Origin of the sequence: Pseudomonas citronellolis, from assembly GCF_900112375.1 — a bacterium.
Classification (GTDB): domain Bacteria; phylum Pseudomonadota; class Gammaproteobacteria; order Pseudomonadales; family Pseudomonadaceae; genus Pseudomonas; species Pseudomonas citronellolis.
The window spans coordinates 66,318-79,698 of sequence record NZ_FOLS01000015.1 but is presented as its reverse complement, the minus strand read 5'-3'; the positions used below and the strand labels follow the sequence as shown (position 1 = coordinate 79,698).

The following is a 13,381-nucleotide window of genomic DNA, read 5'->3' as shown; positions in this document are numbered from 1 at the left end:
TCCCCCGCCACGGAGGCCCGCCCCGAGGGTACGTCCCTGTAGCCCGCGGGGCTCTCGCGACATCCATGTCGCATGACCTCCTGAGCGCCGGTTTCGCTCGGCCTTCTGAAGGGGCGCTTCGGAGTGCGCGGAGGTTTCTCTGGAAATCCCAAAAGCAAAAGCCAGAGCGGACGTGCTTTTGCTCTTCGTAGGAGCGAGCTTGCTCGCGAACCCCGCAGTCACTGGATTCCCGCGTTCGCGGGAATGACGTGGGGGGAGATAGGCATTTCAGGATGACTCAGGATTTGCCCCCGCTCAGGACAGCCCCCTCTCCCGCTTGCGGGAGAGGGTTGGGGAGAGGGCGCTCTTGAACCCAGCACCTACGCCGCCGGGAAGCTCCATTCGCGAGCAAGCTCGCTCCTACAGTTCCATGAAGGCATCGGCGCACCGGCCAACGGCGTATAACCGCGAACGGTTATACGCCCTACGAACCCGCCAACTGACGTAGGGTTATCCGCCCACGCCGAACGGCCCCCTCTCCCTCCGGGAGAGGGCTGGGGTGAGGGTGCTCTGGAGCCCGCCGCGCAATCCCAACCCTGAATCGCAGGCGAAAAAAAGGCCGTTACCGAGTCGCGGGGGAAGCGGGGGGTGGTAACGGCCTTGATGCTTCAAAACCAGGCGAGCAACACCTGATGGGGTAATAAGCTAGCAAATTGTTCGCAGGCTAATGATGAATGCGCTTGATAGTGCATATGGGCCAGGACGATGGTTCGCCGGCAGGCGCGATTGCGGCGCGCGGCACGAGTTTCGGCTATCAATACAGGGCCGGCCCGCTTCACGCGGGGTGGCGACGCGGCGTGCTTGCCGGCGCGCCTTCGACCTGGCACCGGCCTTGTGGCCGGCTCGAAGAAGGAACGACCCGATGCATTCGATCACCCGCTGGCTGGGGGCCGCGCTGCTGGCCCTGGGGCTCCTGGCTCAGGGCGCGCAGGCGGCCGAGGAGCGCAAGCCGATCCATTTCGGCGAGCTCACCTGGGAGAGCGGCAGCCTGATCACCGAGGTGTTGCGCCTGCTGGTGGAGCAGGGCTACGGCTATCCCACCGACACCTTGCCCGGCAGCACCGTGAGCCTGGAGACGGCCCTGGCGCACAACGACATCCAGGTGATAGGCGAGGAGTGGGCCGGGCGCAGCCCCGCCTGGATCAAGGCCGAGGCCGAAGGCAAGGTGGCCGGCCTGGGCGACATCGTGAAGAACGCCAACGAAGGCTGGTGGGTGCCGGACTACGTGATCCACGGCGACCCCGCCCGCGGCATCGTCGCCGCCGCGCCGCAGCTGCGCTCGGTGAGCGACCTGCCGCGCTACCGCCAGGTGTTCCGCGACGCCGAGGCGCCGGACAAGGGACGCTTCCTCAACAGCCCCACCGGCTGGACCTCGGAGATCGTCAATTCGCAGAAGCTCAAGGCTTACGGCCTGGAGGACAGCTACGTGAACTTCCGCAGCGGCTCGGGCGCGGCCATGGACGCCGAGATCGCCTCGGCCATCCGCCGCGGCAAGCCGGTGCTGTTCTACTACTGGTCGCCGACGCCGCTGATGGGCCGCTACAAGCTGGTGCGCCTGGAGGAGCCGCCCTTCGACGCCGAGGCCTGGAAGACCCTGGTGGACGCCAGCAACCCCAACCCGCGCGGCTGCCAGTCGCTGCCGGCGCGCCTGTCCATCGGCGTTTCCGCGGCCTTCGGCAAGGACTACCCGGAGCTGGTGGCGCTGTTCGAGAAGGTCGACATCCCCATCGCCGAGCTCAATGCCGCCCTGGCAAAGATGAGCGAGACGCGCCAGGCCCCGCGCGATGCCGCCCGCGAGTTCCTCAAGGCGCATCCGCAGGTATGGCAGGCCTGGCTGCCGGAGACGGCGCGGGCCAAGGTCGCCGCCGCGCTCTGAATCAGCCCTTGCCGAACCCCGCCTGCAGGTCCGCCAGGGCCTGCTTCAGGCCTTCGCTGGCGGCCTTCTGGCGCTGCTCCAGCTGCTTGGCGCGGGCCTCGCAGGCGGGGCCTATGTCTTTGGCCAGGGCCTGCAGGGCGGGCTCCTTGGCGATGGCCCGGCGTAGCTCGTCGTCGCCCAGCAGCGCCTGGGTTTCCGCCAGCGCCGCCATGGCTTGGCGGTAGCGCAGGGTCAACTGCTTGGCGTAGGCGCCGAGGCCGTCGCCCAGTTGCGCGGCCACCTCGGCCTGGGGCCCCTGGCTGCCGGCCCGGGCCTTGGCGCTCAGCTCCGGCATCTGCGGCAGGCGCACCAGGGTGCCGGCGGGCAGCGCGGCCAGGTCGGCCAATTGCGGGTTCTGCTGGAGCAGGGCGCTCTCGACCTTCTCGCGCTGCTTCGGCGTGAGCCGGTTGTACAGCTTGTCGGCGATTTCGCCGAGGCTCTTTTCACCGCGGAACGGGATGACGGGCATGCTGCACCTTCCTTAGACGCCGATGAGGTTGCACAGGTTGATGTCGTTGGGCACCGTGGCGCCGCTGAGCACCCTGATGTTGCCGCTGCTGGCGTTGCCGATGACGATGGCCCGTTCCAGCTGGGTGCTCAGGTGCAGGGTGTCGAGTTTCTCGCGGCCGATCAGGCGGTTGTTGCTGGCGTTGAGGGTGCGCCCCTGCAAGGCGCCCAGCTGCGGCTGCTGGTCGTTGCCATCCAGCGCCTGGCAGCGGTTGCCGGCGAACAGGCAGTTGTCCAGCGCCGCGCAGAGCACCAGCGGCAGGCTGCTGGCGTGGCTGCGCAGCTGGTTGTCCTGGATCGCCAGGTCGGCCGCGCGCGGGGCCAGGGCGAACACCTGGCTGGCGGTGAACAGGTAGCTCAGCTGCGCGCCCTCGACCATCTGCGCCGGGCTTGCGTAGAGCGGCGAACCGGCCGCCGCGCTGGCCACGCGGATGGCCCGCCACAGGCTCATCACCGGTTTCTGCGCCGGGTCGTCGCCCAGGCGTTCCACCTGGTTGGCCTGCAGCAGCGCGCGGTCGAAGGGCGGCAGCAGGTGGATGCCGGTGATCTCGGCGCCGCTGCGGTCCGGGCCGATGCCGAGCAGGCGGTTGCCGCTGATGCGCAGGCGCTGCACCGCCGCCGCGCGGATGCCGTCCAGCGCCGCCAGGTCGCTGGCCTCGCGCGCCACCTCGGCGAGCTGGTTGTCGCACAGGTCGGCCTGGTCGACGCGCACCAGCTGGATGGCGGCATAGGCGCCGCCCTTGAGGTCGGCCGCCAGGCCCAGGCCCTGGCAGCGGTTGCCGCTGAAGGCGAGCACCCCGGCGGCGCCGCCTTCGCCCATCACCAGCGCGCCCAGGCCGATGGCGTCGAAGCTGTTGCCGGCGATGATGGCGCTCTCCACCCGCTGGCGGATGAGGATGGCGTTGCCCTGCAGCCGGGACAGGCGATTGCCCTCGATGCGCACGCCGTCCAGCGCGACCGGGTCCAGGCCTTCTTCGAGGACGATGCCGTCGCCGCTGCCCTCGTCCAGGCCGTTGATCTCGTTGGCGCGGATGCGCAGGCCGTCGACCCCGGCGCGGATGCCGGCGCCGCGGGTATGGATGACGTTGCCGTCGATGTCGAAGACTGCGCCGGGCAGCGCCGCGCCGGTGGCTACCAGCGCGGCCTGCCCGCCACCTAGCATCAGGTTGCCGGCGATCCGCGTGTTGCCGTAGTGCAGGCTGACGCCGTCGAAGCTGAGCGCGCGCTGGCTGCAGATGAACAGGTTGCGTGCCACCTGCAGCTCGGCGCCGAGCAGGTATTCGCCGGCGCGGACGATGCCGCGCTCGGCCACCAGCGCGCAGTCGCCGACGTAGGCGCCCAGGGCGTAGCCGGCCAGGCCGATGGCCGCGCTGGTGCCGTCGCCCACCGCCAGGCACACCACGTTGATGTGCTCGGCGCGCAGGTCCAGGGTGTTGCGCGCGAGGATGGCCGGCGTGTCGCGGTTGGTCGAGCCGAGCAGGCTGAGGTTCTCCAGGGCCACGCCGATGCTGGCCTCGATGTTCAGCAGGGTGCCGGGCTGGCCGGCCACCAGCAGGGTGGCCCAGCCCTGGCCGCGCAGGCGCAGCGAGCGGGCGCCGTCGATGTTCAGCGGCTCGCGCAGGTTGTAGGTGCCGATTCCCAGGCAGACGGTGCCGCCGCTGTCCTTGATCGAGTCGATGGCTTGTTGGATGGTGGCCGCGCCGCTGTTGTGGCCCTCGGCGCTGACGCAGACGCTGCAGTCGCAGCCTTCGCCCTCGGCGATGGGCGGCCAGAGCACGCGGCAGTCGGTCTGGTCGTCGGGGAAGTCGACCACCGCCAGGCGCGCGTAGTGGTGGTGGATGCCCAGTGGCGGCGCCTGCTCCAGCAGCTCGATGCTGGCGTCGACGGTGCGCGCGGCGAACACCCAGTGGTCGCCGCTGTGGAACTGGCCGCCGGCCGGCGCCAGGCTGAACTCGACGAGGATGCCGCTCTCCAGGAACAGCCGGGTGCCGGCGGCGGGAACCGGGATGTCGCCGGCGGCGCCCGGGGCGTTCAGGTCCAGCAGCTGGCTGCCGTTCTCGCGGCGTACCGGGCCGGCCTGGTCCCAGCGCCGCACGCGGGTGTTGCGCGCCGCCTCGGTGGCCTGCTGGGCGTCGGTGGGGAACAGCCCGGCCGGCAGCGCGAGGTCGAACTGCAGGGTGCGCGCGGTCTCGTCCACGCCGCCGGCGACGCGGATGCGGCGCAGCTCGCCGGGCAGGTTGTGCAGCTCGCGCCAGTCGTCGCTGACTTCCACCCAGTCGCCGTCGTGGAAGCACAGCATCTGGTCGCGGCCGAGGCTTTCCACGGTGATGCGGTCGCGCGCCGGGTTGATGTGGGTGACGCGCGAGGCCACCGTGGCGTTGTCCCGCGACCACTTGAAGGTGGCGGTGCCCAGCGGCCCGCCCTGGTGCACCTCGACGCGGTACAGCTGGTTCTCCAGGCCGCGGTAGCCGGCGGCCGGCGGCACCTGGCACGGGTCGGGCTCGAAGTCCGGCACTCCGGTGGCGGTGCTCAGGCGCGCCGCCGAGGGCGAGGTCGCGGCCAGCCAGCCGGGCAGCTCGGCGTCGGGCGTGGCGCAGGTGCCGTCGCCGATGCCGGCCAGCAGCTTGACCTGCCAGACCGTCTGCAGGCGCCCGGTGGTGTCGACGCCCACGGCCTTCTCCACCAGGTCCGGGGCCAGCACCGCGTCCACCTCGCGCTGCCAGACGTCCAGGTAGACCAGGTGCGGCCCGCCCTCTGGCAGCGCCGGCGGGTTCGGGTAGTAGGGCTGCGCGGCGTAGTCCAGCGGCGCGCTGCCGGCCAGGCCGGCCAGCCGTGGTTCCCAGGCCAGGGGCGCGGCGCCGTGGTTCTCCGCCAGCAGGCCGTCGACGTAGATGCGCCCGGCGCCGATGCTCAGCTTGCCGCCGCTGGCCTGGATGCGGAAACCGTCGGGGGTGATGCGCGGCACCACGTTGCCGCCGAAGCCGTCCAGGCTGCCGGCCTGCAGGCGCCGCGCCAATTGCGCGACCCATTCGTTCCAGTCGGCGTCGAGCTGGACGCGGCCCTGTTGCATGACCACGCCGAGGAAATCGCGGCGGGCGTCGAAGCGGATGCGCGAAAGATCGAAGCTCATGGCGGGATTCCTCAGGATTCGTGGAAACTGCCGGCGCGCAGCCCGACGCGCAGGTACTCGGCCAGGCGGATGCGCAGGTTGACCAGGCGTTGCGCGCCGTACAGGTGGTGCAGCACGCCCATCTCGCTCTCGTCGTCGGCGCCCTGGAGGATTTCCGCCGGCGTCGAGCTGGCCAACTGGCCGTAGGCGGGCGTGCCGTAGCGCAGCGAGGTGAAGCGCGGCGCGATGCCTGAGCCGGCGGCCTGCGGCTGGCAGTGGTGGCGGCGCGGCACCCGCGAGCCGAGCGGCAGCCAGCTGAAGCGCACGCAGCCCACCTGCTTGCGCAGGGCGCGCACCGCGGCGGGCCAGGTGTCGGCCGCGGCCAGTTCGGCGAACAGGATGCTGTTGGAGATCAGCCCCACCTCGCGGGTGTGCAGCTTGCCGACCAGCGTGCAGGCATCCAGCGACAGGCGGGCGCCGGGCGCCTCGCCGTCGACGGCGGCGAAGGCCACGGCGCTGCGGGCGAGGGCGTCGATCAGGCAGTCGCTGGCCGTCACCTCGGCGTGTTCGTGGGCGCGGACGGCGCCGAGGATGCAGCGCGTCAGTTCCACGCGCAGGCCGGGCACTTCCAGTTCCAGGCTCGGCGTGGCCGGTTGCGTCGGCAGGCCGGCGGCGTCCAGGGCGATGCCCGGCACCAGGGTGCAGTGCTTCAGCTCCAGGCGCGCCAGGGCGTTGCCCGCTGCGGCCGGCACTTGCAGCGGCGCGCCGGCGATCAGCAGGCCGTTGAGCAGGCAGGCCGCATCGGCGCCGCCGACCACGCTCAGCGCGGTCAATGCCAGCAGCGGGCGGAAGCCGTTGGCGGCGCGGATTTCCACCGCGCCGCCGGCGTTCACCTCGATGTCCAGCGCCTCTTCGTAGCGGCCGTTGTCGGTGATCTCCACCACGCCGTCGCCGGCGATCTGCGCCAGGGCCGCGGCCAGGGTCGGCTGGTCATCGGGCACGCGCACCGGTGTGCGGTCCTCCGGCAGCACCGGCAGGTCGGCGCCGCGCTCGTACTCGCCGCCGCCGAGGTCGGCGCAGGCGCCTTCGTGCCAGCTCAGGCGCACTTCGGCGGGGTCGGCGGCGTCGCCGGGCAGGGCGATGCGCCCCAGCGTCGGGTCGATGGAATACAAGCCGTCCGGCGGCGGTGTGTGGGCCCAGCCGCCGGCGTCGTCGCCCAGGTGGCAGATGCAGATGTGGTCGCGCTCGATGGCCACGCCGTCGACCCACAGCTGCAGGCTCGGCTGCGGGTTGTCCAGCGGCGCCGTGGCGTCGGCCCGCACGCCGTAGTGGCGGGCCAGGTGCGCGGCCAGGCGCCGGCGCGACAGCGGCCAGGGCACGTTGTCCGGCTCGGCCAGGTGGCCGATGTCGTCCTCCACCTGCGGGCGGTTGTACAGCGCCACGTCCTGGCCCAGGGGGCTGGCCCGGTAGCGGCGCTCGCCGGCGCGCGGGCAGGGCGCCTGGCTGCGCGCATAGGCCTGGATGCGCCACAGGTGCAGGCCGACGTTGGGGATGTTGTGGCGGCCGCGGGCGGACTCGATGTTGCGCACGTCGACGCTGCGGTTGGCGGTTTCGAAGGCCGTGCCCAGCCATTCCAGCGCCTCGCCCTGGCGCAGGTCCGGCGCCTGCACGGCCTGCGGGCGCGGGTGGTTCATGTACTGGCTGGCGCACAGGCGCTGGAAGTATTCCACCGCGCGGGCGTCCCAGCCGGTGACGTCGCGGGCCAGCTGTTCCAGCACCGTGGCGGTGCCCTTGCGCCGGCGCAGGGCGATGGTGTGGGCCACCTCGGCGCGCGGGCTGGCCACCTTGGGCACCACCCGGTGCAGGCCCTGGTAGCCGATCAGGTCGCCGATGTAGGGCACCACCCAGTCGCTGCAGGTTTCGATGAACAGGTCGTCGTAGAGCTGCTCCAGGCTTTCCTCGGCGACGCCGAGCTGTTCCGCCAGCAGCGCCAGCAGTTCCTCCAGCGGCCCGCGGGCCAGGCCTTCGGCGGCGGCGATCTCGGCGTCGCGCACGCGGTGGATGGCCGGCAGCAGGGCATACAGGCTTTGCGCGTCCAGGCTCATGGCAGCACCTCCAGTTCCATTGGCGCATCACTCAGGGTCAGCAGTTCCGCGGCCTGGGGCAGGCCGCTCAGCGAGGGCACCGGCACCGCGGCGAATAGCCGTGGCTTCAGCGCCGGCGGCTGGCCCTGGCGATAGAGACGGCTGACCTGCACGGCAAGGACGCCAGGCAGGCCGTGGACCACGGCGGCCACTTCGTCCACCGAGACGGTCTGGCCGAAGTCGCGGCGGGCGAAGCCGAAGTGCTCGCGCAGCGCCGCCTCGACCGCCTTGAGCACCGGCGTGGCTTCGTAGCCGGAGGCCAGCTTCACTGCCAGCCGGCAGCGGAAGCGCGCATCGCGGTAGCTGGCCAGGCGCAGCGGCAGCAGCGGGTCGCCGTAGGCCAGCAGGGCGTCGCGGAGGAAGCCGTAGGTGGCGCCGTCCTCGCTCACCGGCGCGCCGTCGACGCCGGCCAGGCTGAGGAAGATGCCGCGCGCCGGGCCGGCGGGGATCCACAGCGCATGGGCCTTGTCGATGCCGGCGAAAGCGCGGGCGAAGTTGCCGTAGTCGGCCACCGATACGGCGCGGTCGAGGGTCAGCACCGTCAGCGGCGCGTTGGCCCGCGCCCGTTCCAGCGCCTCGCCGTCCTCGCCGCCGCTGGCCGGGCCCGGGTTGACCACCTCGCTGACGCCCAGCGGCCGCGAGAGCAGGGTGGTGAGCTTGCCGGCGGCGAGGTTGCCGGCGCTGCCCAGGCCCTTGCGGTAGCGCGCCCGCACGTTGCTGTGGCCGCTGGGCAGGCGCGCGCCCTCAAGGCCGTCGCCGAACTGCAGGGTGGCAAGGCCCGCCTCGTCCTGGGCCGTTTCGTAGCGGTGGGCGTCGGCGGCGGCGCGGTACAGCGTCGGGGCTTCCGCCCAGAGCACGTCGTTGACCCGTAGTTCCAGGGTGGAGGCGCGGCCGCTGGGGGTGTTGGCGGCGACGTAGGTCAGCGGCGCCTGGTTCAGGGCGAAGCGCTGGTTGGCCTGGCCGGCGTCGCCATCGCCGAGGATGGCTTCCACCGTCTCGCCGTGGCTGGCCGGCGCCACGTTGGCGTTGACGCGCAGGCTGGCGCGTTCGAACACGTGCTGCAATGCGGCGCGCAGCTTGATGTGGGTGTAGTCGCGGTCGAGCGCCAGGGCGTCGTCGCCGTCGGCGATGAAGGCGACCTGGCGCACCACGGCGTCGTCCTTGCGCGCCTCGGCCAGGCGCAGTTGGCTGGCCTTGGCGCTGAGCCGGCCGCTGCGGCCATCGCGGTCCAGCAGTTGCAGGCGCAGGTTCACCGCAGGGTTGCCCAGCAGGCCGGCGAAGGTTTCCGCGTCCTGCGCCACCGCGCTGGTGCCGTAGAGGCGGTCGGCGGGGGCGAGCATGAAGAGTTCGTCGCCTTCGGCCAGGGGCGCGCTGCCGCCGTCGTCAAGCTGCAGCGCAAGACCGGTGGCCAGCACGGCGATGCGCTGGCGCACGCCGGAAAGGGCCAGCGGCTGGCCGGGGCGCAGGCCCTCGACGCGGCGCGCCAGCACCAGCGTGTCGCCCTGCACCGGGTACAGCAGCGGCCGCGCCGTGGTGGCCAGCACTTCGCTTTGCGCCAGGACCAGGGTGCGGCGCAGCGTGAAGCGCTCGGCGCTGAGGTTTTCCTGGGTGTCCGGGCTCAGCCGGGTGATCTTGGCCGACAGCGCGAAGGCGCTGCGGCTGCGGTGTACCACCCGGGCGATGCGGTACAGCTCGGTGTAGCCGGGCAGGTCGGCGCTGCCCAGGCCGGCCTGGTTGGAGACCAGGGCGAACCAGCCGCCGGCGACCAGCTTCGGGTGCTCGCCGTCGAGGTCGACGGCCGCCGGGTCGAGCACGAAGTTCTTCCACTGCCAGGCGTTGGCGTCGGTCTTGTCGATCTGCTTGGCGATGTTGGAATTGTCGTTGCCCAGCAGGTTCGGGTCCGGCGCGTTGTAGCCGAACAGCGCGGTACGCTGGCGCAGGGCGAACACCTGCACGCCGGCGGCGGCCGGGGCCATGCTCGGGAAGCGGCTGCCCAGCGGGTGGTTCCAGGCTACCCGGGTGCGCTGCCTGGCGCTGTCCGCCTCGACGCTGGCCAGCACCCGGATGTCCCAGCGTTCGCTGCCCGGGTCGGCCAGGCGCTCGTTGCCGACGATCAGCAGGGCGTCGCCGGGCTGCAGGCCGGTGGCCAGGCCAGCCAGCCACAGCGCCGTGTCGCCCGCTTTCGGCTGCCAGCTCTGGCTGGCCTGCACGGGGATGGCGTTCCACGCGGCGCGGGCCGGCGCCGGCGCGGTGGTCTCGAAGGTCTGCGCCTGTTCGCCCTGGCCGGGCACGCTCTGCACCCGCGTGCCGGGTGGGATGACGATGGGCTCGCTCGGCGCGCCGGGCGCTTCCAGCAGGGTGAAGGCCAGGTGGGTGGCGGCGGCCACCCCGGGCGCCGGGCGGTAGCCGATCAGCCGCGCCAGCTGGCGCACCGACAGCTGCTCGGTGGCGGTGCGCAGGTAGTGCTCCTGGGCGTAGCGCTCGGTGTAGAAGCCCAGCACTTCCAGTGAGCAGGCCAGGGCGTCGGCCAGGGCCAGGGTGAAGTCGCTGTCCTCGCGGCTGGTGAGCGCCGCCAGGGCCGGGTAGTCGGTGCTGGACAGGCGCGCCTGCAGGCTGGCCAGGTAGTCGCCGTGGCGGCCGCTGCGGTAGTCCAGCGCCGGCAGGCCGGGCGGGTTGTCGAGGCGCCGCGGGGTGTCGGCCTCGACGCCGGCGCAGCAGTCGCACTCGGGTTTGCCGTTCATCATTTGCCTCCGTGCAGTTCCAGGCGCAGCACGCCGTGCTCGGGGAAATCGGGGTCGTTGTCCAGGCGCGCTATCTCCAGCCGCCCCAGGCGCATGAAGCCGTCGGCCAGGGGCTTGGCGTCGGCCTGGCCGAGGCGCTGGAACAGCTTGACCTGCACCGAGGCCACGCCGGGCACGCCACGCGCGGCGGCGTACAGCGGGCTGAGGTAGACCGTCTGGCCGAAGCTGAAGTTGTCCGGGTGGAACAGCCCCAACGAGCCGTCTGTGCGGCGCCGGGAGCCGAGCACGTCGAGCAGGGCGCGGCGCACGTCGCTGCGGAAGTAGCCGGCGCGCACGCAGACCAGCAGGTCGATCTCCAGCGACACGTGCAGCGGCTCGTCCACCCGCAGGTCGTGGCCGGCCATGCGGTAGCGCTCCAGATGCTCGACCAGCTGCGCGGCGAAGCCGGTATCCACCGCCGCGCCGCCTTCGCGGTCGACGGTGACGAACACCGTGTGCCAGCTGCCGGTCCAGCGCAGGGTGGCGGCGGCGCGCTGCACGCCGTCCAGGCGTTCGCTGACCTCGGCGTAGTCGGCCGGGGTGACCGCGCGTTCCTGGGTGCGGAATGCCTGGGGCGCGGCGCGGCGCAGTTGCGCCGGGCTTTCCGGCTCGACGCCGCCTTGCGCCGGCAGCGGGTTGCTCACCCACTGGATGCGGCCCTCGGCGCTGACCACGTGGGCGATGGCGCCGGCGCCGACGTTGCCGGCCACGCCGTTGCCGACGCGGTAGAAGGCGCGCAAGGCGCTGCCGCTGTCCGGCCGGCGGCCGTGCTGGTCGTCGCCGAAGCGCAGGCGGGCGCTGCCGTCCTGCTCGGTTTCCAGGACGAAATGGCGGTCGTCGGCGTGGCTGTCCAGCAGGTCGCGCTGCACGCTCCAGCGTTCCGGGGCGTCGCCGCTCTCCAGGCGCAGTTCGGGCAGGGCGTCGGCGGCGCGCCAGCGCAGCGCGGCGCTGGCCGAGTCGGCGGCATCGAAGAACACCCATTCGCGGTGCTGCAGGCCGCTCTCGACGATGCGCCGTTGCACGCGGCCACGGTGCGTCACCGGGCCTTCCGCCAGCAGCGGCCGGTAGCGCGGCGGCAGCGGCTCGGGCGCCTGGCGCTGGCAGGCGCCGCCGCTGCCCGGGTACTTGAGCAGGGGCGCCGGCACGCGGCCCAGGGCTTCGCCGGCGACGCTGCGGCCATGGTCGACCAGCACGATGTTGCCCAGGGCGACACTGACGTCGTCCAGGCGCGCGTTGCCGTGTTCGTCGTCGCTCTGGCTGGAGATGCACAGGGCGAAGGGCAGGGCGTCGCCGGGGTGCCAGGCGATCTCGGTGACCGGGCTGCCGTCCAGCGGATCGCTCAGCGGATCGCTGCCGTCGAAGGCGCGCACGCTGGTCAGGCGCACCGCGTGGCGGCGTGCCGGGTCGGCGTCGGCCGCCTCGCCGGTGAGCGGGCCGAGCACTTCCTGCAGCACCAGCACGTCGCCCACGGCCAGGCCCGGCAGGTGGCCGCGCAGGGTCGCCATGGTGGAACCGGCCGGCAGGCAGCAGCGCTCGTCGCTCCAGGTGTGGAAGTACAGCCGGTTGTGCGCCTCGTCCAGGCTCGCCCCGTGCATCGGCTCGAACACCAGCGGCGCCGCTTCCAGGGCGCGGCGTTCCTCCGGCGAGTCGGCGAGTATGCGCCACGGCACGCCGGGCACGCGGGTGTAGCAGCGCAGGCCGTCGGGCAGCGCGAAGGGCCCGCCGCTGACCTCCAGGTGCAGCCAGGCGCGGGCGTTGCAGCCCTCGTGCAGGTGGTAGTCCACCAGCAGCGCGTGGCGGCGCAGGCTGCTGCGGCGCCGCGCGGTGTGCAGGTAGGCCTCGGTGGCGATGGCGTCGAGCTGGTAGTGCTGCAGGTCGCCGACGTAGGCGATCAGCTCGCCCAGGGTGGTGGCCAGGTCCGCCGGGCTGCGCTCGCGCCAGCCGGGCATGCGCTGCGCCAGGCGGTCCATCACCAGGCGGCGCAGGCTGGCGTAGTCGCGGGCCAGGTAGTTCAGGTCCGGCGTCGCCGGGGCCTGCTCGGGGCAGTCGGTCTGCGGGCGGCAGTCGAAGTCGCTGGGGCATTCGACCTTGAAGGCGAAGTCCACCGCCGACAGCCGCGGGTCGAAGTCCGCCAGCGGCTGTTCGGCGCCGGCCCGGTGCAGACGCAGGCGGTAGGTGGAGTGGTCGCCGTCGCTGTCGGTGCGCACCACCAGTACCTGGTCGGGTTCGGCCAGCGCGGCGAACAGCGCCTGCTCGGCGGCGCTGGCCTCGGCCGGTGGCGCGCTGGCGCTGCCCAGCCAGAGGATGCCGATGTGGCGCACGCGCTCGCCGCCCTCGATGTGCAGGTTGTACAGGCCCAGCGCCGCCGGCACCGGTTTGAGCAGGCGCACCAGCAGGGTGCGCTGGCGCGGGCTGCCGGGCGGCGCGTCCAGGTCCAGCACTTCCAGGTAGTCGATGCCGTTGAGCGTCGGGTGGGCGTCCACCAGGGCGCGGCGGTGTTCCTCGCAGCAGTGGTAGATCATGGCGCGCCTCCCTGGACGAACAGCTCCGAGTGCAGCGCGTTGCTGCGGCGGATGCGGTACTGCACCTGCACCGCCAGGCGCGATTCGACGGCGCTGACCGCCACGCCCTCGACCAGGATCAGCCCGGCCAGCCACTGCTGCAGCGCGCCCTGCACCAGGAACTGCACGGTGGCCGCCAGTTCCGGGCTGTTGGGCGCGAACACCAGTTCGCGCAGGCCGCTGCCGAAGTCCGGGCGCATCACCCGTTCGCCCGGCGCGGTGAACAGCACCTGCTCGATCAGGCCGCGGATCCAGGTGGCCTCGTCGGCGTCGCGGGTGCGGCCGTGGCCGTCGAAGCGGTAGGGGAAGTACAGTCGCTGGGTCAT

At 72.5% G+C, this 13,381-nt stretch carries 7 protein-coding genes; 1 reads left to right on the top strand and 6 read right to left on the bottom strand.

The annotated features are described in order from the left end of the window. Nucleotides 1–901 precede the first annotated feature (901 nt). Nucleotides 902–1,915 (top strand): ABC transporter substrate-binding protein, encoded by a 1,014-nt coding sequence (locus BM060_RS15705; protein WP_074980880.1) that lies wholly within the window; start codon nucleotides 902–904, stop codon nucleotides 1,913–1,915. A 1-nt stretch (nucleotide 1,916) separates the two neighbouring features. Here BM060_RS15705 and BM060_RS15700 read toward each other — a convergent pair whose 3' ends face one another. Genes BM060_RS15700 through BM060_RS15675 form a run of 6 tightly spaced genes read right to left on the bottom strand, consistent with a single transcriptional unit; the run spans nucleotide 1,917 to nucleotide 13,381 of the window. Further along, nucleotides 1,917–2,423: a tail protein X gene (locus tag BM060_RS15700; RefSeq protein WP_074980879.1), complete on the bottom strand. Its 507-nt coding sequence runs from the start codon at nucleotides 2,421–2,423 to the stop codon at nucleotides 1,917–1,919. A gap of 12 nt (nucleotides 2,424–2,435) precedes the next feature. Beyond that, complete coding sequence (locus BM060_RS15695) at nucleotides 2,436–5,591, bottom strand: DUF6519 domain-containing protein (RefSeq protein WP_074980878.1); 3,156 nt, start codon at nucleotides 5,589–5,591, stop codon at nucleotides 2,436–2,438. 11 nt (nucleotides 5,592–5,602) lie between these two features. Continuing rightward, complete coding sequence (locus BM060_RS15690) at nucleotides 5,603–7,675, bottom strand: hypothetical protein (protein ID WP_074980877.1); 2,073 nt, start codon at nucleotides 7,673–7,675, stop codon at nucleotides 5,603–5,605. After that, nucleotides 7,672–10,455 (bottom strand): putative baseplate assembly protein, encoded by a 2,784-nt coding sequence (locus tag BM060_RS15685; protein ID WP_210147026.1) that lies wholly within the window; start codon nucleotides 10,453–10,455, stop codon nucleotides 7,672–7,674. The genes BM060_RS15690 and BM060_RS15685 overlap by 4 nt, the downstream gene beginning before the upstream one ends. Then, nucleotides 10,455–13,016: a putative baseplate assembly protein gene (locus BM060_RS15680; RefSeq protein ID WP_074980875.1), complete on the bottom strand. Its 2,562-nt coding sequence runs from the start codon at nucleotides 13,014–13,016 to the stop codon at nucleotides 10,455–10,457. Before BM060_RS15680 ends, BM060_RS15685 begins: the two co-directional genes overlap by 1 nt. After that, nucleotides 13,013–13,381 carry a GPW/gp25 family protein gene (locus BM060_RS15675; protein WP_074980874.1) on the bottom strand — a complete coding sequence of 123 codons (369 nt, stop codon included), beginning with the start codon at nucleotides 13,379–13,381 and terminating at the stop codon, nucleotides 13,013–13,015. Before BM060_RS15675 ends, BM060_RS15680 begins: the two co-directional genes overlap by 4 nt.

What these genes read in the sequence shown, in the direction of transcription:
- BM060_RS15705 (WP_074980880.1), top strand. Translation starts at nt 902, where the DNA reads ATGCATTCGATCACCCGCTGGCTGGGGGCCGCGCTGCTGGCCCTGGGG.
- BM060_RS15700 (WP_074980879.1), bottom strand. Translation starts at nt 2,423, where the DNA reads ATGCCCGTCATCCCGTTCCGCGGTGAAAAGAGCCTCGGCGAAATCGCC.
- BM060_RS15695 (WP_074980878.1), bottom strand. Translation starts at nt 5,591, where the DNA reads ATGAGCTTCGATCTTTCGCGCATCCGCTTCGACGCCCGCCGCGATTTC.
- BM060_RS15690 (WP_074980877.1), bottom strand. Translation starts at nt 7,675, where the DNA reads ATGAGCCTGGACGCGCAAAGCCTGTATGCCCTGCTGCCGGCCATCCAC.
- BM060_RS15685 (WP_210147026.1), bottom strand. Translation starts at nt 10,455, where the DNA reads ATGAACGGCAAACCCGAGTGCGACTGCTGCGCCGGCGTCGAGGCCGAC.
- BM060_RS15680 (WP_074980875.1), bottom strand. Translation starts at nt 13,016, where the DNA reads ATGATCTACCACTGCTGCGAGGAACACCGCCGCGCCCTGGTGGACGCC.
- BM060_RS15675 (WP_074980874.1), bottom strand. Translation starts at nt 13,381, where the DNA reads ATGACCCAGCGACTGTACTTCCCCTACCGCTTCGACGGCCACGGCCGC.